The organism is Micromonospora sp. LOL_021 (assembly GCF_048060215.1).
In the GTDB taxonomy this organism is placed as follows: domain Bacteria; phylum Actinomycetota; class Actinomycetes; order Mycobacteriales; family Micromonosporaceae; genus Micromonospora_E.
Genome location: NZ_JBHMIN010000012.1, coordinates 51,604 through 75,586, shown reverse-complemented (window position 1 = coordinate 75,586; position 23,983 = coordinate 51,604). Strand labels below are relative to the sequence as shown.

Genomic DNA, 23,983 nt, shown 5'->3' with positions numbered 1-23,983 from the left:
GCCCAAGTGTGCCGGACGTGCTCGCCACGCTGAGTCACGAACTCCTGCTATGACTCTTCGGCGAGTACCCGCTTCAGCATGCCGGGCACGTTTCCCAGCGCGTTCCCGCCTCGACGCAATGCCGAGCCCAGTGCGTCTACCAGCACGCCGTTGCCCCCGCAGCCGGGTCGTCTCCGTGGTCACGGCGTCGCGTCCGATATCAGCCGGGCGAGCAGAACCTTTCGCTTCTCCAGGTTGTCTAGGGAGGCGGTTGCCACGGTGTCTCCACAGTGCTTGTTCAAGTCGGCGTTGATGTGCCTGTGTGGCTTGTTGGTGATCCGGTGTAGGCGGCCCACGAGCCGGTTGAGGTCCTTCCGCACCGCTGCTTTTTTGTCAGTCAACGCGGCTGGTGCGGTCTGAACCGGGTCCGGGGCCGCGTGCCGCATCCCAGCGATGCGCAGAAGCTGTGCCGCCTGGGCTGGCGTGACGTTTGCCGGGAGGTTTGCAAGCTTTGCGTACTCTTCCGCTGACCGCAGTTCGGCCTCGGTGAACGAGTCGCCTGACAGGATCGTGGCCATGTGCACCGCCTCGGACGGGGCCAGGGGCACAACCATGTCGAACTCCAGTTGTCGGCCGCTCCCGCTACCTTCTTGGGCCTCGCGTTCGGCTCGCTCCTCGGCCTCCTTCAACGCCCGCGGGACTGTCCGCTCGATCTCCGCTGCGTATGAGACCAGCGGATCAACCGACGGGATGTAGAGGGTGGCGCAGCTGTAGTCATCCTCGCCGCGCGTACGGACGAACCGGCCGGCGACCTGCTTGAAGAACAATTCGGTGGACTTTGCGGTCGCGTACACGCCGACGACTAGACGCGGGATGTCGACACCTTCGGACACCATGGCGACGGCAACGATCCACCGCGTATCCGCCTTGGTGAACCTGGCGATCTCCTCTGAGGCGTCGGGGATGTCGCTGATAGCCAGAGTGGGCTTCTCCCCGCTGATCTGTTCGAGGAGGCTGGCGTACTTCACCGCCTTGAACTGGTCGTCCGCTACCACCAGCCCTGCGGCATCTGGAACGAGTTCGCGGTGGGAGGTGAGTTCGTCGTTCGCAGCCCGCAGCACCGATGTAATCCAGGGGCCATCGGCGAGCAGTGCCGATGACAGGGCCTTCGCTCTGGTCGTCGGGTCAGTCTGCGACAGCTTCAGTTTTGACTCCACCGAGCTGGCATCGAGCCATCGTGCGTCCCCATCCATCGCGGCGAACGCGATCGGCCGCACCACGCCCTGCCGGTCAGCGAGGGCCTGACCATAGTCGTACGAGTAGTCGGCGACGAACCGACGGTCCTTGTCGTATGTGACGAACGGGACCGCGTTTCCGTCGGTCCGGTCCGGCGTGCCTGAGAGCAGAAGCCGCCGCGAGGCATCCCCGAACGCTTCCCGCAGAGCGCTACCCCATGACAGGGTGTCCCCGCCGTGGTGTACCTCATCGAGGATGACCAGGGTGCGGGACATGGTGGCGATACGCCGGTAGAGCAGCGGCTGGCTGGCGACAGATTGATAGGTGACCGCGATTCCGTCGAAGTCTCGGGCAGGCGCTCCGTCGCCGTTGGTGAACCGCGGGTCGAGTTGGATTCCGAACACAGCGTTGGCGGCTCTGGCCCACTGGTTGCGCATGTGCGCGGTCGGTGCCACCACGATGATCTTCTGGATCTCGCCGCGCTGAACAAGCGCTTCGGCGGCGGCCAAAGCGAAGCGAGTCTTGCCAGCGCCAGGGGTAGCGACGCACAGGAAGTCACCAGGCAGCCGGAGGAACTTTTCTAGAGCTTCGCTTTGCCACTCGCGTAGTTCTGCCACGGTTCTGTCGCCCTTCTTCAGGTTGCAGGTCGGGCAGAGCGCCTGCCCGTTGATGACGTCTGTCGCGCCGCCACGCGAGTGCGGCCGGTGATGGTCGGCGTGCCAGCCGGGTTCAAGCTCCGAGCCGCAGGCCATGCAGCGGCCGTCAGCGGCGAGGTAGAGAGCAGTTCGCTCGCCTCGGTTGAAGCGGCGTCGGGGGTCGGGGATGGGCCTCACGCGACTCCTCGTAGGACGCGAAGGGTTACCAAACGATCATCTGCCGGACGCCAGTGAGACGTTCGTAGCAAGGTGCTTGCACGAGATCGTGACGCACATGGGCTTCCTGAGTAGGACTCACAGCCGACGGTGGGCGGCCGTCTGAGTTACCCTCCAGCGCCTGTGCTTCTGTTCACAGCCCTGCCGGTGGACAGCGCGGCCCACAGCCGCATCTGTCAGGTTCTCCTGGTCATCGCAGGGCCGCCTTTCTAGCCCCAGCGGAGGTCAATCCGCAGCGCGACAGCGCCGCTACCAGCGGTTTCTTGTCAGGAAAGCGCTGGTAGCGCTATCGTCGGCGGTGGAAGGCGCTGTTGCGAGCAGACGCCGTCCGAGTGCCGCTGAGGCGGTACTGAGTCGTGATAGGTGCTGGCGGGACTGGTTGCTGACGCGTCCAGTCCCGCCACTTTCGTTCTGGACACCAGCGAAGCACACCGGGTAGGCCGGCAACGGCGGCCGATGCCGAGAAGTTACTCTGCACCACCCCGCTCACGCAAGCCCGGGTCGTGACACTGTGTGCGTGCGGCACGGTTCAGCACACTTCGACACCAGTAGGGATGCGCCGGCGATTGTCCTAGTGGACACGGATGTCTGCTCCTCTGCCGACCGAGTCTGGTGTGGACCGGTCCGGAGCTTTCGTTACTTTCTGTAGCCTCCGCGAAGTGAGCGTTGTAGCGGAGCGCGGATCGCTGGTGCATGGGCTGGCACCTGCTGGCAATTCGACACAGATCTCCTGCCGCGAGCACTGTGCGGTTCGCTGCCGATCTGACTACAGATCGTCACCGAAGTGGCGTTGGGCGGCGCTCCGCTGCACTGGCCACCCGCTGACGGCGAGGATCGAACGGGAACCCATGTTCGTCTGGTCAGACCTCGGTTTGCTACCGCCAAGGTCAGTGCAGATCGACCTGGTAGGGGACGCGGCGCACCCCAAGCGTGGTCCTTACCGCTGGCGAGCAATCCTGTCGGGCTCTACGCCGTGTCCGGTGTTGCTGCGGGCGTGTCTGTCATCGTGTCGTCGTCGTCCGGAGCCGGCACGGGGGCGTCGGGCTTGGCTTCTGTTTTGAGGATTCTGAGTAGTAGTGATGCGCGTTCGTTGGATACGCCGTGCCCGTTGTTGCGCATGGTGTCGGCCAGTCTGTCTCTTGACAGCGAACGTCCTGTGGCCGTCAGTGTCTCGTGGGCGGTTCGTGCGGCTGGGAGGAGATGTGCCACGGTGCGTGTGTCTACCGGTGTGGGCTTGAACGCCGGACCGGCCGAGCGCTCTGATGTGAGTTCGGTGGCCCGGCTCGTCCCGCCGGTCGTGGGCACCCCACAGGGACTGGTCTGCCTGTCCAGCGTTGGCCCGGACGGCGGTCCGCTGTCTGGGCCGGTCTGGGGGACTGTCCCGGAGTTAAGGGGACGATCAACGGACGGCCGTTGATCGTCTCGGACGGTCTGCTGGTCGGCCTCACTGTGGTCGATCATGCCGAACAGCAGTTTGACGGCGATGAGCATGGATAGTGCGGGCCAGCCGGCGAGGGCTTTGCCGATGGGGTCGTGGCTGCCGACGGCGATGTTCGCGGCGAGGCTGGCGATGGTGCCGATCACGAGCGCCACCCAGGGGATCCAGCCGGTGGGGCGTCCGGCGCGGCGCTGGGCCACGAGGTAGAGGCTGGCCACGATCTCCAGCCCGTCCACACTGATCGGGAAGGCATAAGCTTTCCAACCCGTCTGGCCGTGTTTGATGGCCAGTTCGGTCATGTGAGCGAACGAGATTGCACCGGCCACGATCGCCAGGGCGGCAACCGTGAGCCACGTCAACCCCCGTAACGCCTTGTCGGTACGGCTGGTCATCAGCCCACCCCCTCAGTCGAGAAGGAAGGCCTTGCGAACCGCGGGAAAAAGCTGGCGGTAGGAGCGGTGGGGGCAGAGTGGACGGCGGTGGTCCGGCACCGCCGGCAGCCACGGCTTGTCATCATTACCGGGCAAATCAGGGCAAAGGGTGGTGATAGATATGTGTCATATTTCTGCATGGGGCTTGCCGGCACCGGGCGGTCCGATCAGTGCCAGGTGGTGGCCACCCGCAGCGGCGATTTCCAAGGCCCGCTTGCCGAACGCCTGCCCGGCGACGTCGGCCAGGTCCGGGCCGGCCTGGACGGTGCCCGGCTTCGGTGGCGGCGGATCGAGCAACTCGCCGGCGCCGCGGATGAACGCGATCAGCCGGTGCAGCGTGTCGGCGGCCTTCACCCGCACCCCCGGCACCACCGCCGCCTCGGCCGCATTCGCGGCCGGCACCACCACCTGGGTCACCCCGGCCCGGGCCGCCGCCACCACCATGGGTAGCAGCCCGCGCACCGGTCGTACGGTGCCGTCCAGGCCCAACTCGCCGAGCAGCGCCACCCCCTCGACCGGGGCGAGCGGCAGTTCTCCGGTCCCGCCGAGCAACGCGGTGGCCACGGCGAGATCGAACCCCGAACCGACCTTGGGCAGCGTCGCCGGCAGTAGGTTGACGGTGATCCGCCTATTCGGCCAGTGCTGCCCGGAGTTGACGATCGCGGCGCGTACCCGGTCCCGTGCCTCGTGCAGGGTGGTGTCCGGCAACCCCGAGATGATCACTGCCGGGAGCCCGGCGGCGAGGTCGGCCTCCACCTCCACGAGATGCCCGGTGACGCCGACCAGGCCGACGCAGAGCACCTTCGCGTAGCTCATCGTCCGGTCTCCAACGATGAGCCATCCTCCGTGGAGGGCGGTCGGTCGTCGGCGCGCGGCGGGCGGTGGATGTCATTTCTCATGGCTCGACGTTCGCCGTCGGCGACCCGGGCCGCCGGGCCGGCCAGGGGTGTACCTGTGGACAGAGGTCCCGCTGTGGACAACGTGGCGACCGGTTGACGACGGATGCTAGGCAGCGGGTGCCGGGCGACGCCGATGGGTCGAGCGACGCTGGTCAGAAGGCCGCCGGCAGATGCCGGACCTGGGCCGCGCCGGACCGGCCGACGGTCACGCAGACCAGATCGAATCGCACCGGCCGCCGGCCATGTGCCGGGTTGGCGGCCAGCCAGCCGGCGGCCAGCCGGCGGATCCGCCGGGCCTTGGCCGTGGTGACCGCCTCCTCCGGCGCGCCGTAGCGGTCACTGCGTCGGGTCTTCACTTCGCAGAACACGATGGTGTCGGCGTGCCGGGCGACGATGTCGATCTCGCCGGCCGTGCAGCGCCAGTTGCGTTCGACGACGACGAGCCCGGCGTCGATGAGGTGCCGTACCGCGCAGCGTTCGCCGTAGGCGCCGACGGCCTGCCTGATGTTGGTCATGCCCGGCAAAGTGCCCGGCGGCGATGGCTCATGCCCGGTGCGGTACGCCGTGGCTGTGGACGGCGGGCTTGCTGTGGACGCCGCGACGGTGTCGGCCGCCGACCTGCTAGCGCCGGTCTGACCAGCACCAGTACAAGATCGCCCGATACGTCGGTGGAGCGGACCCGAGTGGCGGCGGCGGTTGCGGTGACATACGGTCCCTGTCCGTGGACCCGAACCGAAACTATCCGGACGACCCCGATCCTCGGTGGTACTCCGAGCGCACATACGTCGATTCGTCCTGGCAATCCACCGAGTCGAGCAGCGACCGGCTCGGTGACGATCCGTTCGGCGGCGCCAGCCGGTACGCCAGTGGCGACGGTACCGGCGAATTGCGGGCCGCCCGGGCTGCCCGGGCGGATACGACGGAAGGGGGCCGCCGGCGCGCGGCGCCGGAACCGTCGTCGGCACCGCCGTACGGGTCTCCCGCGTCGGCACCGCCGTTTGCTCCGCCGGCCTCGGCACCGCCGTTCGCTCCACCGGCGTCGGCACCTCCCGGGCCGGCGAGCGGTCCACCGTTCGCGACCCCGGAGCCCCGGCCGGAGCCAGGTCCGGCGGTCGATGCCGGCCGGCGGTCCGAGTCGGCAAGGCGGTCCGAGTCGGCACGGCGGTCCGACCCCGGCCGGCGGTCCGATCAGGTGCGGGCGGACGATTCGGCCAGTTCGGTCGACATTCCCACCGGGCTCATGCCACCGGTCACGCCCCGTCCGGCCGGTGATCCACCACCGATGGGGGAATACGGCGGCCGGCGGGCACCGGCGGGCAGCGTCGTCAGCGACGGGGTGTACCGCAGTCGACGTCCTGCGCTGGGGATCCTGTTCGCCGTCCTGGTGATGATCTTCGAGGTGCCGGCGTTGCGGCTGTTGCTCGACGGAGCGTTCGCCGATCCGGCCGAGGTCGGCGCGGTGGTCGCCGGTACGGCGCTGATGATCGGACTGCCCGCGTTCGGTATCGGTCTCTACGCGCTGGCCACCGGGGCGACCAAGGTGGGTTCCCCGGTCGAGGCGTGGCTGCGTCCGCCGACCGCGCATCTGCTGGTCGGCCTGCTGCTGTTCGTGGTGGCCGGACTCGCGGGCTGAACCATCCGGGCTGGCCGGGTCGCGACCCGGCGCAGGGCGTACACTTGTCAACCGGCGACCGCCTCGCGCGGTCGACCTCGCGCGCCCTTCTCCCCGGCGACAGCTGTGGGGGCGACGGTCCCCTGGTCCTGATCACTCAGGCCCACCATGACCGCCGACCGGGCGCCAGGACGCCCGGCCGCCGGCCGGCGTGACAACCAGGGACATACAGGGAGAAGACACCATGGCCGTGGTGACCATGCGTCAGCTGCTGGAGAGCGGTGTGCACTTCGGGCACCAGACCCGGCGCTGGAACCCGAAGATGAAGCGGTTCATCTTCACTGAGCGTAACGGCATCTACATCATCGACCTGCGCCAGACCCTCGACTACATCGAGAAGGCGTACACCTTCGTGCGTGACACGGTGGCCGACGGCGGCAACATCCTGTTCGTCGGGACCAAGAAGCAGGCGCAGGAGGCCATCGCCGAGCAGGCGACCCGGGTCGGTCAGCCGTACGTCAACCACCGTTGGCTCGGCGGCATGCTGACCAACTTCCAGACGGTGTACAAGCGACTGCAGCGGATGAAGGAGCTGGAGGCGCTGGACCTGACCGGCACCGCGCAGGGCTACACCAAGAAGGAGACCCTGCAGCTGTCCCGGGAAAAGGACAAGCTCAGCCGTACGCTTGGCGGCCTGCGGGACATGCAGAAGGTGCCGGCGGCGATCTGGGTCGTCGACACCAAGAAGGAGCACATCGCCGTTGACGAGGCCCGCAAGCTGGGCATTCCGGTGATCGCGGTGCTCGACACCAACTGCGACCCGGACGAGGTCGACTTCCCGATCCCGGGCAACGACGACGCGATCCGCTCCGCTGAGCTGCTCACCCGGGTCGTCGCGACCGCCGTGGCAGACGGTCTGATCGCCCGTTCCGGCAAGTCGCGTGGTGCCGAGGAGAAGCCGGAGCCGGGCGCCGTCGCCACCGACGAGCCGCTGCCCGAGTGGGAGCGCGAACTGCTCGAGGGGCCGGCCAAGAAGGAGAACGAGCCCTCGGCCAGCAAGGAAAACGAGCCCGCTGCCGCCGCTGCGGAATGACGACCACCCAAGCCGTCTGACGAGACTGAAGAGAGAGTCATGTCCAACTTCACCGCCGCGGACGTCAAGAAGCTCCGCGACCTCACCGGCGCCGGCATGATGGACTGCAAGAAGGCACTGCAGGAGGCCGAGGGCGACTTCGACAAGGCCGTCGAGATCCTGCGGATCAAGGGTGCCAAGGACGTCGGAAAGCGGGCCGGCCGCACCGCCGCGAACGGTCTGGTGGCCCACGCCGGGTCGGCGCTGCTGGAGCTCAACTGCGAGACCGACTTCGTCGCGAAGAACACCGACTTCATCGATTTCGCGCAGTTGCTGGTCGAGCACGGCGAGCAGATCAAGGCCACCGACGCGGAGGCGCTGCTCGGCTCCACCCTGCCGGACGGCCGGCCGGTGGCCGACGCGGTCCAGGAGCAGTCCGCCAAGATCGGCGAGAAGCTGGTGCTCAACCGGTTCGCCCGGCTCGACGGCACCGTCACGGTCTATCTGCACCGCAAGGCGCAGGACCTGCCGCCGCAGGTGGGCGTCCTGGTGGCGTACTCCGGCAAGGAGGACGAGGCGGCCGACGCCGACGCCCGTGGCGTGGCGATGCAGATCGCCGCGATGCGGCCGCGTTTCCTCACCCGTGAGGAAGTGCCGGCGGAGACGGTCGAGTCGGAGCGCCGGATCGCCGAGCAGACGGCCCGCGAGGAGGGCAAGCCGGAAGCCGCCATGTCCAAGATCATCGAGGGCCGGGTGAACGCCTTCTTCAAGGACTTCGTTCTGCTGGAGCAGGCCTCGGTGGCGGACAACAAGAAGACGGTCAAGAAGGTACTGGCCGAGGCCGGCATCGACGTGACTGGTTTCGTCCGGTTCGAGGTCGGCCAGGCCTGAGCCGGTCCGGGCCGGGTGTCCGGCACGCCGGCCGGTCGGCGGCCGCCGCAGCCAGGTACCCGGTGAGGATCGAGACGATCGATCGACGGAGGAGGCCGTTGGTGTACGTGACAGGCACCACGGCCTCCTCGTTCCGTAGTGTGGGCACGAGGGTGAGTACGGCGGCGCTGAGGGCAGCTAGCGAAGGGCGGGTCGGATGACGCAGGTAATGAGTGGACACACGCTGGCGGCGGACGACCCGACCGCGCCCCCACCCGGGCGGTCCCGGCGGGTGGTGCTGAAACTGTCCGGTGAGGTATTCGGCGGCGGAGCGATCGGCGTCGACCCGGACGTGGTGCAGGACATCGCCCGGCAGATCGCGACTGTCTCCCGGCTCGGGGTCCAGGTCTCGGTGGTGGTCGGCGGCGGCAACTTCTTCCGCGGTGCCGAGCTGCAGAAGCGCGGCATGGACCGGGCTCGCGCCGACTACATGGGCATGCTGGGCACCGTGATGAACTGCCTGGCCCTGCAGGACTTCCTGGAAAAGGAAGGCGTCGAGACCCGGGTGCAGAGCGCCATCACCATGGCCCAGGTCGCGGAGCCGTACATCCCACTGCGCGCCATCCGGCATCTGGAAAAGGGCCGCGTGGTGATCTTCGGCGCGGGTGCCGGGATGCCGTACTTCTCCACCGACACTGTCTCGGCGCAGCGTGCCCTGGAGATCCACGCCGACGTGGTGCTGATGAGCAAGAACGGCGTGGACGGGGTGTACACCGCCGATCCACGGACCGACCCGACCGCCAGCAAGCTCGACACCGTGACCTTCGCCGAGGCGCTGCGGCGCGGACTGCGGGTCGCCGACGCCGCGGCGTTCAGCCTCTGCATGGACAACGACCTGCCGATGTTGGTCTTCGGCGCGCAGGGCGACGACACGATCGTGCGCGCGGTCGCCGGTGAGCGCATCGGTACCTTGATCACGACCTGACCGGCCGGCCCGCGCGGCGGATCCGTACCGGCAGGTGCCAGCAGGGACACCGGACCATCAGAAGGAGGCGACGGAACAGGTGATCGAGGAGACTCTGCTCGAAGCAGAGGAGAAGATGGAGCGCGCCGTCGAGCACGCCAAGGAGGAGCTCGGCGCGATCAGGACCGGTCGGGCCACTCCGGCGATGTTCTCCCGCATCGTGCTCGACTACTACGGGACCCCGACGCCGATCACCCAGATGGCATCCGTCGGGGTGCCCGAGCCGCGGATGGCCATCGTCAAGCCGTACGACATGTCGCAGCTCGCCGCGATGGAGAAGGCGATCCGCGACTCGGACCTCGGAGTCAACCCCAACAACGAGGGGACCCAGCTCCGGATCCTGCTGCCGCAGATGACCGAGGACCGCCGGCGAGAGATGATCAAGGTGGCGCGCGGCAAGGGTGAGGACGCCAAGGTCGCCATCCGCAACGTCCGTCGCAAGGCCAAGGAAGAACTCGACCGCATCGTCAAGGACGGCGAGGCCGGCGAGGACGAGGGACGCCGGGCCGAGAAGGAACTGGACGATCTCACTCACCGGTACGTGTCCAACGTCGACGATCTGGTCAAGCACAAGGAAACCGAGCTGCTCGAGGTCTGATGTCCTACCCCGAGACCGCTGGCGGCGATCAACCGGACGCTCGAAGGAGGGCGCGGCACCCCGGCGCCGCGCCCGAACCGTCAGCTCCGGAGACCCGTAACGGCCACCCGCTGGCCGAGCGGTCCCGGCCGTACGGCGGCCCGAACGGAGTGCCCGGCCCCGGCTACGGCGGTGCCGGCTACGGCGGTGCAGCCCACGGCGGCCCCGTCCCCACCGGGCCGTACACCGGTACCGGGGAATTCCCGTACGCCGGTCCCCGCCTCGGCAACGGCGGTCTGCCCCAGGCCGGCGCGCCGACCGGTAACGGTCACGGCAGCGGGTACTGGTCGACCGGGTACCGGGACGGCGAGCAGGCAGAGCCGCCACCGGACCCGGCCCCACAGGCGGGGCCCGACAGTTCGGCAGCGCGTCGGCGGGCCGGCGCGCGACGCCGTCGATCCGGCCGGTCCGGTCCGGCCCGGCCGGCCACCGAGCGCTCCGACCCGGATCAGTCGGTGTCGGAGCCGATCGACCCGCGTCGGGCCGGTCAGGATCCGCCCGGCGAGGCCGGGAACGCATCGCCGGCTGCCGACCGTCGGCCGTCGGCCGGCCGGAATCTGCCGGCCGCCATCGGCGTCGGCCTCGGGCTGGTCGTCGTGGTCCTCGGTTCGTTGTTCCTGTGGCGGCCAGCCTTCCTGGTCGTCCTGCTGGCCGCCGTCAGCCTGGGCACCTGGGAGATGATCCGGGCGGTGCGCACCAGCGGTGCCCGCCCGCCGACGACCCCGTTGCTCGCCGGCGGCGCGCTGATGTCCGTGTTGGCCTGGCGGATCGGTCCGGATGCGCTGGCGCTCGGGCTGCTGGTGACGGTTCTGGCGATGCTGATCTGGCGGCTGGGCGACGGACCGTCCGGCTATCAGCGGGACGCGGCCACGGCTACGCTGATCGCAGTCTACGTTCCGTTTCTGGGAGGTTTCGCCGCGTTGCTGGCCAGCCGGCCGGACGGCGACCTGCAGATTCTGGTCACCCTGGGCGCGGTGATTCTCTCCGATACCGGTGGCTATGCCGCTGGTGTCTTCTACGGCAGGCACCGGATGGCGCCGACGATCAGCCCGAAGAAATCCTGGGAAGGATTTGCCGGGTCGGTGGCCGCCGCCGGGATCGGCAGCGCGGTGCTGCTGTTTCTGCTGCTCGACGTCATGCCGCTGTGGGGGGCGTTGTTCGGCGTGGCGGTGTCGGTCGCGGCCGTGCTGGGCGACCTCGGCGAGTCCATGCTCAAGCGGGATCTCGGGGTCAAGGACATGAGTAACCTGCTACCCGGACACGGCGGGCTGATGGACCGGCTCGACTCGATCCTGTTCGCGTTGCCGGTCTCCTACCTCGTGCTGTCGTTGATCGCGCTGGCCGACTGAGCGGTCGTTCAGGAGGGGTGGCCGGTCGATCCGCCCACCGTGGCGAGCCGGCCACGGTGGGATCGTGGGAGACTGGTCCTGCCATGAGAAGCCTGCCGCTGACCCCGAGCCGTCCGGTGACCACCGCGTCCGACGGTCGCCCCGCCCTGCCGCCCCAGCACCTGGCCGATCTCGACCTCGGCCAGCGGCAGACGTTGCTGGCCGGGCTCGGCCAGCCCGCGTACCGGGCGAAGCAGGTCTCCACCCACTACTTCGGCCGACTGACCCGGGATCCGCAGGCGATGACGGATCTACCGGCCACCGTCCGGGCCGGGGTCGCCGAGCGGCTGCTGCCGACCCTGCTCACTCCGGTGCGCGAAAGCGCGTGTGACAGTGGTGCCACCCGCAAGGCGCTCTGGCGGTTGCACGACGGAGCCCTGGTGGAGAGCGTGTTGATGGGTTACCCGGACCGGGTGACCGTCTGCGTGTCCAGCCAGGCCGGGTGCGGAATGGCCTGTCCGTTCTGTGCCACCGGTCAGGCCGGGCTGACCCGAAACCTGTCCACCGCTGAGATCGTCGACCAGGTCGTCCACCTCGCGGGGGTGGCCGCAGCAGGTGGCGTCACCGGTTCACCGCCCCGGCTGTCGCACGTCGTCTTCATGGGGATGGGCGAACCGTTGGCCAACTACGGCCGGGTGATCGCCGCCGTCCGACGGCTCTGCGCGCCACCACCGGAAGGGCTGGGCCTGTCGCAGCGGCACCTGACGGTATCGACCGTCGGACTGGTGCCGGCAATGCGGCGTCTCGCTGGGGAAGACCTATCGGTGACTCTTGCGCTGTCGTTGCATGCGCCCGATGATGATCTGCGCGACGAACTCGTGCCAGTCAACCAACGGTGGAAGGTCGCCGAAGTCCTGGACGCCGCGTGGGAATACGCGGACCGTACGGGCCGGCGGGTGTCCATCGAGTACGCGATGATCCGGGATGTGAACGACCAGCCATGGCGAGCCGATCTGCTGGGTCGATTGCTGGCTGGTCGCATGGCCCACGTGAATCTCATTCCGCTCAATCCGACTCCGGGCAGTCGTTGGGACGCCAGTCCCAAGCCGGTCGAGCGGGAATTCGTTCGTCGGCTGCGTACAGCCGGTGTCGCGGTGACCGTCCGCGACACCCGGGGCCGGGAGATCGACGGAGCATGCGGGCAGCTCGCGGCCGCTGAGACGGCCTCATGAGCTACCGGTGTGATCAGCGAGTGAATCAGGAGACGTAGTGGCGAGTCAGGGACAGCGCTTCCGGCGCCGGGCGCTTCGTCGGGGCTACAAAGTCGACGAAGTGGATGCCTTCCTCGACCGTGTCGAGGCCACACTCGCCGGCGAGCCGGTGGGATCACCGGTTTCCGCACAGGAAGTGCACGATGTCGTATTCAGAGTCCGGTTCAACGGCTACGACGAATGGCAGGTCGACCTGCACCTGGACCGGGTGGAACGACAGCTGACCGAGCTGGAGGAGCGTGGCCCAGCCGGTCGTGGCCCAGCCGGTCGTGGCGCGGACACCCTTGCCGGCCGCCCCGACCGGCTGACCCCGGCCGGGCGTGACGATCGTCCGATGCGTGACGATCGTCCCGTGCCGTCGGCCGCCGCCGCGCTGCCGCCGCGGCCGCCCGGTCAGCCGGGGCCGATGTCCGGTCAGCCGGGGCCGGCCCCCGATCCGTACGGCCACTATGCCGACCAGCCGACCGGAAGTTACGGCCGCTACGAGGACCCCCGGGGCAGCTACCCGCCGGGCGCTCCGGCAGGCGGCCCGCCGGTGCCGGCTCCGGGCGGGCCGCACCGCGGATTCGGCCCCGGCCCGGACGGTCGGTTCGACGGCTTCGAGCAGGGCCGGCACGGCAAGGCCGACATGACGGCCGAGATCTACTTCCCGGATCGGCGATCTGGCCCGTCCGGTCCGCCGCCGGGTGGACACCCCGGCCACCACCCCGGCATGGGTGGTTCCCCCGGTGGCCATCCAGGGATGGCAGGCGGCCACCCCGGCATGGGTGGCCCTCCCGGCGCTGGCCCGGGCATGACGGGCGGCCACCCGGCGATGCCGAATCAGCCCGGCGTCGGCGGATACCCGGGTGGGCCGGGCGGCCCTGGCCCCCTGCCGGGCGGACCGGCGGGACCGTCCGGTGGTGGTGTCCTGCAGCGGGTGGACCAGATCCGGCGGACCTTCCAGGTCCGCCGGTTCGGCAGCGGCTACGACCCGGCGCAGGTAGACCGGCTGTTCGAGGAGATCCTCACCGCGATGGCCGGTCGGGGACCGATGCCGGTGGACACGGCGGAACTTGACACAGTGCAGTTCGGGCTGGTTACCGGCGGTTACTTCGAGGCCGAGGTAGACGCCGCGCTGAAGGAGGTACAGGACATCCTGCAGCGCGGCCGGTGACCGCCGGCTGCGGCCGCCGCCCTGGCCGGATCAGCCCTGGCGGTCAGGGCCGGCGGTTACCGGCCGGGCCCGGCCCAGGTCAGGATCGCAGGCCGTTGCGTCGTAGCACGGCGTCGCCGACGACGATGGCCAGCAGTCCGACGGCCAGGCCGATCAGCCAGATGTCCTCAACGCGGCCCTCATGGTTGCCGATCAGCATGGAGAGCAACACCAACGCCGAAACGACAGCACCGATCCGCCCCAACTTGCGATGGCCCGGCTTGTGCTGGTCGGGTGAGGTCACCGGCTCGGTTCCGGCCACGGCTGGTCCTCCTTCTCGAACCGGCCCGTTCCGATGAACGGAGCCCGGTCACTCGCATGGATCCCACCCAGTCTGGCATGGTGCCGCCGGGCGCGGCATCGGGACCCCGCCGGGGGATCCGTGCGGGCGCGGGTCATCCGGGCAGGCAGAGCCGGGAGCCAGCGGATCCGGACGTCGCCAGCCGGGGCGACTGCTGCCTCCGGTAGCGTTTCCGGCGTACACATCGCTTGTGACCGAGGGGGTCTGTACGGTGCGACTGACGGGAACCGGGCACGCCAGTATGCGGATCGACACGGCTGCGGGCAGCATCCTGTGCGACCCGTGGGTCAACCCGGCCTACTTCGCCTCATGGTTTCCCTTTCCGGACAACTCCCAGCTGGACTGGGAATCCCTCGGTCAGGTCGACTATCTGTACGTCTCCCACCTGCACCGGGACCACTTCGACGCGGCGCATCTCAAACGCTTCGTGTCGAAAAAGGCGACCGTGCTGCTGCCCGAGTACCCCACCTCGGAGTTGGAGGACGAGCTGCGTGAGCTCGGCTTCACCAGCTTCCTGCGGACGAAGACCAACGAGGTGGTCGAGCTGGACGGCGGCCTCAACGTCATGATCCAGGCGTTGACCAGCCCGACCGACGGCCCGATCGGTGACTCGTCGTTGTGGGTCGAACACGACGGAATCCGGCTGCTCAACCAGAACGACGCCCGCCCCACCGATCTGTCGGTCTTCGCCGCGCTCGGCCACGTGCACGCGCACCTGCTGCAGTTCTCCGGCGCCATCTGGTACCCGATGGTCTACGAACTGCCCACCAACGCCAAGACCGCGTTCGGTAAGCAGAAGCGGGAGCGCCAGTTCGACCGGACCTGGCGCTACATCGACGACCTGAAGGCGTCGTACGTCTTCCCGATCGCCGGGCCGCCCTGCTTCCTCGACGACGCGCTGTGGCAGTTCAACGACATCCACGGCGACGAGGGCAACATCTTCCCCGACCAGCAGGTCTTCCTGACCGAGTACGCCAAGGCCGGCGGCACCAACGGAGTGGTGCTGCTGCCCGGCTCGGTCGCCGAGGTCACCGCCGACGACTGCCGCACCACTCACCCGCAGCCGGTCGACGAGTTCTTCGCCAACAAGCAGACCCACCTGGTCGAGATGCGGGAGCGCAAGCGCCCGGTCATCGAGGCTGAGAAGACCTCCTGGCGGCACCCGGAGATCGACGTACTGGGCGAAATGAAACGTCGTATCGAGCCGTTGCTGGAGGAGTCGGTCTACCTGGCCAAAGGGGTCGGCGGCCCGGTCCGGTTCGACCTGGTCGACTACGACGGCGAGTCGGTCGAGTCGATCGTGGTGGACTTCCCCGGCAAGCAGGTGCGGCCGTACGGCGACGAGAAGGTCCGCTACCGGTTCCGCACCGACCGGGCCCTGGTGGAGCACCTGCTGCACACCGGCGAGGTCGACTGGGTCAACTCGCTCTTCCTGTCCTGCCGGTTCTCCGCCGCGCGGATCGGCCAGTACAACGAGTTCGTCTACGCCTTCTTCAAGTGCCTGTCCACTGAGCGGCTGCAGTACGCCGAGGGCTGGTACGCCGAGCAACGTCCGGACGCCGAGGACGTCAAGATCGGTGACTGGATCGTGCAGCGCCGCTGCCCGCACCTGAAGGCCGACCTGACCCGGTTCGGCATCATCGACGGCGACCAGCTCACCTGCCAGCTGCACGGCTGGCGGTTCGATCTGACCAGCGGGCGGTGCCTGACCAGCGTCGGGCACGAGATTCGGGCCCGACGGGCCGGCACCCCGGCACCGGTGCAGTCCCAGACCCCGGCCGGCGAGCCGGCGGCGCAGGCCTAACGTCCGCCGCGACGCGACTAGCGCTCACCGCGCCCCAGGTCGATGAGGATCCGCCGGGCGGCGTTGTGCCCGGCGGCCCCGATCACGCTGCCCGCCGGGTGGCAGCCGGCGCTGCCCGCGTACAGCCCGGGCAGCCCGGTGGCGTACGGCATCCGGTCGGTGAACGACACGGTGTTGTCCACGTGGTGGATGTGTCCGCCGGTGATGCCGAAGTGCGCTTCGATGCCGGGTGGGGGCAGCGGTACCGCGTCGGCGACCAGCGCGCTGGTGCCCGGCGCGTACCGGTCGCAGACGGCGAGTAGGTTTTCGACGTACCCGGGCAGCTCGGCCGGCCACGACGAATCCGCCGGCTGCCACGGCACCGACTGGACGAACAGCGCCGAGGAGTGATGCCCGGCGGCGTCGCGCAGCGACGGGTCGACGGTGGTGTGCAGGTACCACTCGATGGTCGGCTCGGCCGGCAGTCGGCCGGCCCGCACATCGGCCCACATCGCCCGCAGCGCGGTCATCGGCGACTCGCCGTCGCCGCCGGGCAGCAGCGACGCAGCCCCGGGCAGCAGGTGAATCGTGGCCCCGAACGGGCTGGGCGCATCGGTGGGCAGGCAGCTGAACCGGGGCAGCCCGGTCAGCGCCAGGTTGACCTTCAACGTGCTGCCCGGCCGGCGGGTGGCGGTCATCCGGTCGGTCAACGCGGCCGGCAGCGCGCCTTCGGGGGCCAGCTCCAGCAGCCGGTACGGGTCACAGGCACCGAGCACCACCTCGGCGGCGACCGACCGCCCGTCGGCGACGACGACGCCGCTGGCGTTGCCGGCGTCCACGGTGATCCCGGTCACCGGTGCACCGGTGACGATCCGCGCCCCGGCGGCCCGGGCGGCGTCGGCGAAGGTCCGTGACACGGTGCCCATCCCGCCGGCGGCGATCATCCAGGTGCCGTCCGAGCCGGGCAACCGGCACATGTTGTGGGCCAGGAAGTTGTGACCGGTGCCGGGGTCGTCCGGCCCGGCGGTCAGCCCGCTCAGCCCGTCGGTGACGGCGTACATGGCGACCAGCAGTTCGGAGCGGAACTCGAAGCGGGCCAGGTAGTCGGCGACCGAGCCGCGGACCAGGTCGACGAAGACCTGCCGCAGCGCCGGGCGGACGTAGCGGTCGGCGGTCTGCTCGACCGGCAGCGGCTCGGCCAGCCAGGCCGGCGCGAGGTCGTCGCGTAGCGCGGCCAGCTCGGCCTGCATGGCGTCGTCGGCGGCCACGTCGGCGGGGGAGAAGGTGGCGGCCATCTGCGCCCGGGTCGCGGCCCGGTCGGCGCCGAACAGCAGGTGCGGCGACCCGGGCCCACCCGGGGTGGGCAGGAAGTAGTGCGGGTCGCGGCGCAATACCGGGATGGTCACGTCGAGGGTGGCCAGCAGCTCCGGCGGCATCAGCCCGAGTAGGTACGAACCGGTCGAGTGGCGCAGCCCCGGGACCCGGGTGAACGGCTGCTCGGTGCGGGTGGCGCCGCCGATCACCTCGGCGGCCTCCAGCACCAGCACGTCCAGCCCGGACCGGGCCAGCAGGATCGCCGCGACCAGACCGTTGTGCCCGGACCCGATGACGACCACGTCGGCCTGGGTCGGCAGAGAATGTGACGTACCCATGTCCCGACCCTAGTCGCCGTGCGGCGTCCACGATGGGCCTGCGATAGTCGAGACGTGTTCGCATGGTGGGGACGGACCGTGGTCCGGTTGCGATGGGTGGTGCTGGCCGCCGCCGCGTTGCTGGTCGTCGTCGGAGTGACCTGGGGGACCGGCCTGTTCGGGGCGGTCTCCGGTGGCGGTTTCGCCGACCCGGCGGCCGAGTCGACGCAGGCCCGGGAGCGGATCAACGCCGAGCTGGGCAACCAGGACGTCGACGTGCTGGTGCTGTACCGCAGTGAGACGGCCACCGTCGACGACCCGGCGTTTCGCGAGCCGGTCACCGAGACCCTGGAGTCGCTGGCCATCCGGCCGGAGGTGACCAGCGTCACCAGCTACTACGACACGGAGTCGCCGGCGCTGGTCGCCACCGACCGGCGGGCCACCTACGCCCTGGTGCAGCTCACCGGCGACGACGAGGACGCCAAGACCACCGCCTTCGAGCAGATCCGGCCGCTGCTGGACGCGCCGGGGGTGACCACCCGGGCCGGCGGTGCCGTGCCGTTCCTCGACCAGGCCAACGAACAGACCATCCGCGACATCACCCGCGCCGAGCTGATCGCCCTGCCCGTCCTGCTGGTGCTGCTGGTGCTGATCTTCGGCGGGCTGGTCGCGGCGTCGATGCCGCTGCTGGTCGGCATGCTCGCCATCCTCGGCGCGTTCGTGGCGGTCCGGGCGTTGACCCTGGTCACGGAGGTCTCGGTGTTCGCGATCAACGTGATCACCCTGATCGGGCTGGGCATGGCGATCGACTACGCGCTGTTCGTGGTCAGCCGGTTCCGGGAGGAGCTGGCCGCCGGCCACCCGACCCCAGAGGCGCTGGTGCGTACGGTCGCCACCGCCGGGCGTACCGTCGCGGTCTCCGGTCTGATCATCGGTACCTCGCTGATCAGCCTGCTGATCTTCCCGCAGCCGTTCCTGACCGGGATAGGCTTCGGCGGGATGGCCGCCGTGCTGGTCGCCATGCTCGCCTCGGTGACCGCGCTGCCCGCCCTGCTGGCGGTGCTCGGCCCGCGGATCAACGCGCTCACCGTACCGTTGCCGTGGCGGCGCCGGTCGGCGCCGCCACCGCCGGGGGAGGCCGCCCGGGCCGGTGCCTGGGCCCGGATCGCCCGCAGCGTGATGCGGCGTCCGGTACGGTACGCCACCGTCGTGGTGGTCGGGCTGCTGCTGCTGGCCACCCCGTTCCTGCGGGCCGAGTTCGGTGGCTTCGACGAGCGGGTGTTGCCGGCCGGTGTGCAGTCGCGGGTGGTGGCCGAGACGATCGCCGAGGAGTTCCCCGACGGCGCCAGCATCGGCCCGATCGAGGTGCTGGTCTCCGGAGCCGGCCCCGACGTGGCGCAGGCCTTCGCCGAGGACGTCGCCGGGCTGCCGGGCGCCACCGGTGCCCGGATCGCGGCGGTACGCGACACCTCGGCGCTGATCCGGGTCAGCTACGTCGGCGAGCCGACCGGCGACGAGGCCGAGGCACTGGTGCGGGCCATCCGGGACCTGCCGCCCCCGGCCGGTGCCGAGGTCCTCGTCGGTGGCCGCACCGCCGCCGACATCGACATGCTGGACAGCCTCGGCCGCTACCTGCCGTGGATGGCGCTGCTGATGGCCACCGCCACCATGGTGCTGCTGTTCCTGGCGTTCGGCTCGGTGGTGCTGCCGGTCAAGGCGGTACTGATGAACCTGGTGTCGATCGGCGCCTCGTTCGGCGTGGTGGTCTGGGTGTTCCAGGACGGGCACTTCGCCGACTGGCTCGGCTTCACCCCGACCGGGTTCATCGACCCGACCAACCCGATCCTGATGCTCGCCGTGCTGTTCGGGCTGGCCACCGACTACGAGGTGTTCCTGCTGTCGCGGGTGCGGGAGGAGTGGGACCGCACCGGCGACAACACCGCGTCGGTCGCCGCCGGGCTGCAGCACACCGGGCGGATCATCACCGCCGCCGCGCTGCTGCTGATCGTGGTGGTGGCCGGCTTCGCCACCGGCGGCATCTCGTTCATCAAACTGATCGGGGTCGGGATGATCGTGGCGATCGTCGTCGACGCGACCCTGGTGCGGGTACTGCTGGTGCCGGCGACGATGCGGCTGCTGGGTCGGTGGAACTGGTGGGCACCGGGTCCGCTGGGCCGGCTGTACCGCCGGTTCGGCCTGCACGAGACCCCGGCGCAGCCGCAGTTGGCGTCGGTCGGCTCCGGCCCCGGTGCCGACGGCGCCACCGGCTGAACGCCAGCGTGGCGGAGTAGCCGGCCAGCACGATCACGTGCAGCAGGTAGAGCCAGAGCAGCACCGCGACCGCCGCGCCGACCTCATCGAGCCCGCCGAACGGCACCCCGAGGTCCAGCGGCAGCGAGCAGAACAGGATGAACCCGTGCAGGAAGCCGGACAGGTTGGCGGCGGTGAACGAGCCGACCGCGACGGCGGCCAGCCAGTCCGGTTTGCCCGGCCCGACCACCCGGAACACCCAGACCAGCACCGGGCTCAGCCCCAACCAGACGGCCAGGAACGACACCACCACCCCGAGCACGCCGGCCCAGCCACCCCGGGCGAACAGCCCGGCGGCCGACGGTAGGGCCAGCAGCACCAGCAGCATCAACGCCGGTGCCGCGCCGAGCAGCGGCAGCAGCAGCACCCGACCCCGCCAGCCGACCATCGACTCGGCCGGCTCCGGCGGTGGCGCCACCGACACGAACGCCCGGCGCAGCCCTTCGCCGTACAGGGAGGCGGGCAGCAGCGCGGCCAGCGCCAGCACCGGGGTGAGGTGCAGTCCGGCGTCGATCAGAGCGGCGGCGGCCCGGTCGGCGCCGAGCTGTCCGGGCAGGGTGTCGATCGCCGGGTCGGTGAGCCGCCGGATCCGGCCCGCACCGGCGAACAGACCGGTCAGCCAGATCGCCAGCAGCGCCACCGGGACGACCGCGATCGCGCCGAAGAAGGTGATCGAGGCGGCGTGCAACGACAGGTCCCGCCCGCGCAGCGGCCGGAACGCTGCCCGGACCAGCCGGCGCCCTCGGGAGACCATGTCCCTTAGCTTTCCCCACCGGGGCGGTCACCACTCCCGTACGGCGGTGGCCCGGCGTGGGGTGGCCCGTCCGGTCCGGCTGACGGTCGGCTTGCCGACATGGCCCGGTGCGCCGCCGTGGCGGGGCGGCGCGGCTAGTCTGGTCGGTGCATCATGTCCCGCGGAAAGGGGTGAGCACGTTGGCACAGCCGGCATTCGTGCCCGATCCGGAGCCGCCGCGTGAGCCGTCGTTCGACGTACTCGGCGATTTCGACGAGCCGTGGACCGCGCAGCTCGCCCTTGACCTGTTGCCGGAGACCAATGGTCCCAAGGTCGAGGTCCTCAGCGGGAGCGTGATCGTGACACCACATGCCGGGTACGACCATCAGACGATCGAGCTGGATCTGGCGTATCTGTTGAGGCAGGCAGCGCGCCGGGCGAAGCTCTGGCTGTACCACGAGGTCAACGTCGTCTCGGGCGACGACCTGTACATCCCCGACATCGTGGTGCTCCGCTCACCTGGTGGAGGACACGTCTCGATGCCGATCTCGGAAGCCGTGCTGCTCGGCGAGATCGTCTCCAAGGGCAACCGGCGCAAGGACGTGATCGACCGGCCACGGCAGTACGCCGCAGCCGGTGTGCCCTTCTTTCTCCGGGCGGACTTCCGGAACCGGGTGCCGGCGCTGGCGTTGCACGAGCTGAGCGACGGGGAGTACCGGCCGGTGGCGGCGGCCGCGGCCGGGACCACGTTCGTGATGAAGGAGCCGTTCGAGTTTTCCATCGATCCGGCCGATCTGCTCGACGAGGCCGACGACGACGCACGGTGACGCGATGTCCTGGTGACCCGGCGGCGCGCCCGGCGGCCGGGCGGCTGCGCCGCTGCGGGACAATGGGTCGGTGACTTCCTCCCCACGGGATATCGTCCTGCTCGGCTCCACCGGCTCGATCGGCACCCAGGCGGTCGACATCGTCACCCGCAACCCTGACCGGTTCCGCATCGTCGGGCTCGGCGCCGGCGGCGGCAACGTCGAGCTGCTCGCCGTACAGGCACTGCAGTTGCAGGTCGAGGTGGTGGCGGTGGCCCGGGCGTCGGCGGCGCAGGACCTGCAGCTCGCCTTCTACGCCGAGGCGTCCCGGCGTGGCTACCCGACCGGTGGGTTCCGGATCCCGAAGATCCTGGCCGGCCCGTCGGCGATGGCCGAACTCGCCGAGTGGCCGTGCGACGTGGTGCTCAACGGGGTGGACGGCTCCCGGGGGCTGGCCCCGACGTTGGCGGCGCTGCGGGCCGGTCGGACCCTGGCGCTGGCCAACAAGGAGTCGCTGATCGCCGGCGGTCCGATCGTTCGGGCCGCGATCCAACGCCCGGACCAGATCGTGCCGGTGGACTCCGAGCACTCGGCGCTCGCCCAGTGCCTGCGCTCGGGCACCGCCGACGAGGTGCGCAAACTGGTGGTGACCGCCAGCGGTGGCCCGTTCCGGGGGCGGCCGCGCGCCGAACTGACCGAGGTCACCCCGGAGCAGGCGATGGCCCACCCCACCTGGAACATGGGCCCGGTCATCACGATCAACTCGGCGACGCTGGTGAACAAGGGCCTGGAAATCATCGAGGCGCACGAACTGTTCGGCATCCCGTACCCGCGTATCGAGGTGGTGGTCCACCCGCAGTCGGTGATCCATTCGATGGTGGAGTTCGTGGACGGTTCGACGATCGCCCAGGCCAGTCCACCGGACATGCGACTGCCGATCGCGCTGGCCCTGGGCTGGCCGGCCCGGGTGCCGGCGGCGGCCGTCCCGGTCGACTGGACCCGGGCGCAGAGCTGGGAGTTCGCCCCGCTCGACGAGACGGCGTTCCCGGCGGTGGCGCTGGCCAAGCAGGCCGGCGCGGACGGCCGGTGTCGGCCGGCGGTCTACAACGCGGCGAACGAGGAGTGCGTGGCGGCGTTCGTCGCCGGCAGGCTACCGTTCCTCGGCATCGTCGACACGGTGGAGCGGGTGCTGCAGTCGGCACCGGACTTCGGCGAACCGGGTACGGTCGACGATGTGCTCACTGCGGAATCCTGGGCGCGAGCCCGGGCGCAGGAGCTGATCGGTGCGTCGGTGGAGGGAGCTTGATGGCGTACCTGCTCGGGGTGGTTCTCTTCGCCCTCGCGATTCTCATCTCGGTCAGCCTGCACGAGGCCGGTCACATGGTGACCGCGAAGAAGTTCGGGATGAAGGTGACCCGGTACTTCGTCGGTTTCGGCCCGACCATCTGGTCGTTCCGGCGCGGTGAGACCGAGTACGGACTCAAGGCCATCCCGTTGGGCGGCTTCTGCAAGATCGTCGGCATGACCCCGCAGGACGACGACGTGGCACCCGCCGACGAGTCCCGGGTGATGTGGCGCTACCCGGTGTGGAAGCGGACCGTGGTGATGTCCGCCGGGTCGGTGACCCACTTCGGGCTGGCGATCGTCGCGCTCTGGCTGGCCGCGGTCTTCATGGGCCTGCCGAACCCGGACTTCCCCGCCACCGAGGAGCAGGCCCGTCAGGAGCCGGCGGTGGTCGCGGTCATCGACTGCGTGGTCGTCGAGTACGTGGCCCGCGGCTGCGAGGCCGGCGACCCGGCCAGCCCGGCCGCGCAGGCAGGCCTGCGCGACGGCGACCGGATTCTCGCGGTGAGTGGCACCCCGGTCGACACTTGGGGTGACATGCTGGAGGCGATCCGGGGCGCCGATCCGGGGCCGGCGACCGTCCGGTACGAGCGGGACGGGACGACCGGCACGGTCGAGGCGGAGCTCGCCGCGGTGCAGCGCCCCGAGCTGGGCACCGACGAAGGCCCGCTGAGCACGGTCGCCGCGCTCGGCGTCGGCCTGCGGATCGAGAAGCCCGGCATGGTGACGTACGGGCCGATCGAGGCGTTCGGCGCGACCGGCGACTACCTGCGCCAGATGGCGGTCGGCACGGTCGAGGCGATGATGCGGATCCCGGAGAAGATCCCGGCGCTGTGGGCGTCGATCACCGGTGCGGAGCGCGACATCGACACCCCGATCAGCGTGGTCGGCGCGAGCCGGCTCGGCGGCGAGGCGGTGGCCAACGACGCCTGGGAGCTGTTCGTGCTGCTGTTCATCTCGCTGAACTTCTTCGTCGGGGTGTTCAACCTGCTGCCGCTGCTGCCGCTGGACGGCGGGCACATCGCGATCGCCTGGTTCGAGAAGGTCAGGTCCTGGCTGTACGCGGCGCTCGGCCGGCCCGATCCGGGGCGGGTCGACTATTTCAAACTGATGCCACTCACGTACGCGGTTCTGCTGATCGGTGGCGCGTTCACGCTGCTGACCATCACCGCGGACGTGGTCAACCCGATCACGCTGTTCTCGAGGTGAGT

Annotated in this window: 18 protein-coding genes and 2 pseudogenes; 13 read left to right on the top strand and 7 right to left on the bottom strand. The window is 69.9% G+C overall.

Annotated features, from left to right (window positions below):
* Window positions 1–179 precede the first annotated feature (179 nt).
* The 4 genes and pseudogenes from ACFHWT_RS10890 to ACFHWT_RS10875 all read right to left on the bottom strand — a co-directional run bounded on the left by ACFHWT_RS10890 (window position 180) and on the right by ACFHWT_RS10875 (window position 5,370).
* Window positions 180–2,048: a DEAD/DEAH box helicase family protein gene (locus tag ACFHWT_RS10890; RefSeq protein ID WP_416594484.1), complete on the bottom strand. Its 1,869-nt coding sequence runs from the start codon at window positions 2,046–2,048 to the stop codon at window positions 180–182.
* A 1,005-nt stretch (window positions 2,049–3,053) separates the two neighbouring features.
* Window positions 3,054–3,917: a DUF2637 domain-containing protein gene (locus ACFHWT_RS10885; protein ID WP_416594483.1), complete on the bottom strand. Its 864-nt coding sequence runs from the start codon at window positions 3,915–3,917 to the stop codon at window positions 3,054–3,056.
* A 183-nt stretch (window positions 3,918–4,100) separates the two neighbouring features.
* A pseudogene (locus ACFHWT_RS10880) lies at window positions 4,101–4,772 on the bottom strand (magnesium chelatase domain-containing protein); the annotation flags it as partial.
* 235 nt (window positions 4,773–5,007) lie between these two features.
* Window positions 5,008–5,370 (bottom strand): YraN family protein, encoded by a 363-nt coding sequence (locus ACFHWT_RS10875; RefSeq protein WP_416594482.1) that lies wholly within the window; start codon window positions 5,368–5,370, stop codon window positions 5,008–5,010.
* A 767-nt stretch (window positions 5,371–6,137) separates the two neighbouring features.
* On the opposite strand from ACFHWT_RS10875, the gene ACFHWT_RS10870 reads away from it, so the two are divergent.
* The 8 genes from ACFHWT_RS10870 (at window position 6,138) to ACFHWT_RS10835 (ending at window position 13,825) form a co-directional block, all read left to right on the top strand.
* Window positions 6,138–6,488 carry a hypothetical protein gene (locus tag ACFHWT_RS10870; protein WP_416594481.1) on the top strand — a complete coding sequence of 117 codons (351 nt, stop codon included), beginning with the start codon at window positions 6,138–6,140 and terminating at the stop codon, window positions 6,486–6,488.
* Between the two features lie 223 nt (window positions 6,489–6,711).
* The gene (rpsB, locus tag ACFHWT_RS10865; protein ID WP_416594480.1) at window positions 6,712–7,560 is read left to right on the top strand and encodes a 30S ribosomal protein S2; all 849 of its coding nucleotides are present in this window, start codon (window positions 6,712–6,714) and stop codon (window positions 7,558–7,560) included.
* Window positions 7,561–7,599: 39 nt separating this feature from the next.
* Window positions 7,600–8,430, top strand: coding sequence for a translation elongation factor Ts (gene tsf / locus ACFHWT_RS10860; protein WP_416594479.1), 831 nt, complete (start codon window positions 7,600–7,602; stop codon window positions 8,428–8,430).
* A gap of 196 nt (window positions 8,431–8,626) precedes the next feature.
* Window positions 8,627–9,394 (top strand): UMP kinase, encoded by a 768-nt coding sequence (gene pyrH / locus ACFHWT_RS10855; RefSeq protein ID WP_370461410.1) that lies wholly within the window; start codon window positions 8,627–8,629, stop codon window positions 9,392–9,394.
* A 79-nt stretch (window positions 9,395–9,473) separates the two neighbouring features.
* Window positions 9,474–10,031, top strand: a complete 558-nt coding sequence (gene frr / locus ACFHWT_RS10850; RefSeq protein WP_416594478.1) for a ribosome recycling factor — start codon at window positions 9,474–9,476, stop codon at window positions 10,029–10,031.
* Window positions 10,031–11,419 carry a phosphatidate cytidylyltransferase gene (locus ACFHWT_RS10845; RefSeq protein ID WP_416594477.1) on the top strand — a complete coding sequence of 463 codons (1,389 nt, stop codon included), beginning with the start codon at window positions 10,031–10,033 and terminating at the stop codon, window positions 11,417–11,419. Before frr ends, ACFHWT_RS10845 begins: the two co-directional genes overlap by 1 nt.
* A gap of 83 nt (window positions 11,420–11,502) precedes the next feature.
* Window positions 11,503–12,630, top strand: a complete 1,128-nt coding sequence (gene rlmN / locus ACFHWT_RS10840) for a 23S rRNA (adenine(2503)-C(2))-methyltransferase RlmN (RefSeq protein ID WP_416594476.1) — start codon at window positions 11,503–11,505, stop codon at window positions 12,628–12,630.
* A gap of 37 nt (window positions 12,631–12,667) precedes the next feature.
* Entirely contained in the window at window positions 12,668–13,825 is a 1,158-nt protein-coding gene (locus ACFHWT_RS10835; protein WP_416594475.1) for a DivIVA domain-containing protein, read from the top strand.
* Between the two features lie 79 nt (window positions 13,826–13,904).
* Here the strand turns inward: ACFHWT_RS10835 and ACFHWT_RS10830 are convergent, their stop codons facing one another.
* The gene (locus tag ACFHWT_RS10830; RefSeq protein WP_416594474.1) at window positions 13,905–14,126 is read right to left on the bottom strand and encodes a DUF2631 domain-containing protein; all 222 of its coding nucleotides are present in this window, start codon (window positions 14,124–14,126) and stop codon (window positions 13,905–13,907) included.
* Between the two features lie 250 nt (window positions 14,127–14,376).
* Here ACFHWT_RS10830 and ACFHWT_RS10825 point away from each other — a divergent pair, with 250 nt between their 5' ends.
* Window positions 14,377–15,969, top strand: coding sequence for a Rieske 2Fe-2S domain-containing protein (locus ACFHWT_RS10825; RefSeq protein ID WP_416594473.1), 1,593 nt, complete (start codon window positions 14,377–14,379; stop codon window positions 15,967–15,969).
* Window positions 15,970–15,986: 17 nt separating this feature from the next.
* Here ACFHWT_RS10825 and ACFHWT_RS10820 read toward each other — a convergent pair whose 3' ends face one another.
* A complete protein-coding gene (locus tag ACFHWT_RS10820; protein ID WP_416594472.1) occupies window positions 15,987–17,600 on the bottom strand; it encodes a phytoene desaturase family protein in 1,614 nt (537 codons plus the stop codon).
* A 54-nt stretch (window positions 17,601–17,654) separates the two neighbouring features.
* Here ACFHWT_RS10820 and ACFHWT_RS10815 point away from each other — a divergent pair, with 54 nt between their 5' ends.
* Window positions 17,655–19,850 (top strand): MMPL family transporter, encoded by a 2,196-nt coding sequence (locus ACFHWT_RS10815; protein ID WP_416594471.1) that lies wholly within the window; start codon window positions 17,655–17,657, stop codon window positions 19,848–19,850.
* On the opposite strand, the pseudogene ACFHWT_RS10810 reads toward ACFHWT_RS10815, so the two are convergent.
* Window positions 19,825–20,643, bottom strand: a pseudogene (locus ACFHWT_RS10810) (YhjD/YihY/BrkB family envelope integrity protein); the annotation flags it as partial. The gene ACFHWT_RS10815 and the pseudogene ACFHWT_RS10810 overlap by 26 nt on opposite strands.
* 179 nt (window positions 20,644–20,822) lie before the next feature.
* Here ACFHWT_RS10810 and ACFHWT_RS10805 point away from each other — a divergent pair.
* The 3 genes from ACFHWT_RS10805 (at window position 20,823) to ACFHWT_RS10795 (ending at window position 23,981) form a co-directional block, all read left to right on the top strand.
* Window positions 20,823–21,449, top strand: coding sequence for a Uma2 family endonuclease (locus ACFHWT_RS10805; protein WP_416594470.1), 627 nt, complete (start codon window positions 20,823–20,825; stop codon window positions 21,447–21,449).
* A gap of 91 nt (window positions 21,450–21,540) precedes the next feature.
* Complete coding sequence (dxr, locus tag ACFHWT_RS10800) at window positions 21,541–22,734, top strand: 1-deoxy-D-xylulose-5-phosphate reductoisomerase (protein WP_416594528.1); 1,194 nt, start codon at window positions 21,541–21,543, stop codon at window positions 22,732–22,734.
* Complete coding sequence (locus tag ACFHWT_RS10795; RefSeq protein WP_416594469.1) at window positions 22,734–23,981, top strand: M50 family metallopeptidase; 1,248 nt, start codon at window positions 22,734–22,736, stop codon at window positions 23,979–23,981. Before dxr ends, ACFHWT_RS10795 begins: the two co-directional genes overlap by 1 nt.
* The last annotated feature ends 2 nt before the right edge of the window (window positions 23,982–23,983 follow it).

Excerpts from the sequence above, each read along its gene's own strand:
- ACFHWT_RS10870 (WP_416594481.1), top strand. The coding sequence starts at position 6,138 with ATGGGGGAATACGGCGGCCGGCGGGCACCGGCGGGCAGCGTCGTCAGC.
- pyrH (WP_370461410.1), top strand. The coding sequence starts at position 8,627 with ATGACGCAGGTAATGAGTGGACACACGCTGGCGGCGGACGACCCGACC.
- rlmN (WP_416594476.1), top strand. The coding sequence starts at position 11,503 with ATGAGAAGCCTGCCGCTGACCCCGAGCCGTCCGGTGACCACCGCGTCC.
- rpsB (WP_416594480.1), top strand. The coding sequence starts at position 6,712 with ATGGCCGTGGTGACCATGCGTCAGCTGCTGGAGAGCGGTGTGCACTTC.
- ACFHWT_RS10875 (WP_416594482.1), bottom strand. The coding sequence starts at position 5,370 with ATGACCAACATCAGGCAGGCCGTCGGCGCCTACGGCGAACGCTGCGCG.
- ACFHWT_RS10845 (WP_416594477.1), top strand. The coding sequence starts at position 10,031 with ATGTCCTACCCCGAGACCGCTGGCGGCGATCAACCGGACGCTCGAAGG.
- tsf (WP_416594479.1), top strand. The coding sequence starts at position 7,600 with ATGTCCAACTTCACCGCCGCGGACGTCAAGAAGCTCCGCGACCTCACC.
- ACFHWT_RS10820 (WP_416594472.1), bottom strand. The coding sequence starts at position 17,600 with ATGGGTACGTCACATTCTCTGCCGACCCAGGCCGACGTGGTCGTCATC.
- ACFHWT_RS10795 (WP_416594469.1), top strand. The coding sequence starts at position 22,734 with ATGGCGTACCTGCTCGGGGTGGTTCTCTTCGCCCTCGCGATTCTCATC.
- ACFHWT_RS10885 (WP_416594483.1), bottom strand. The coding sequence starts at position 3,917 with ATGACCAGCCGTACCGACAAGGCGTTACGGGGGTTGACGTGGCTCACG.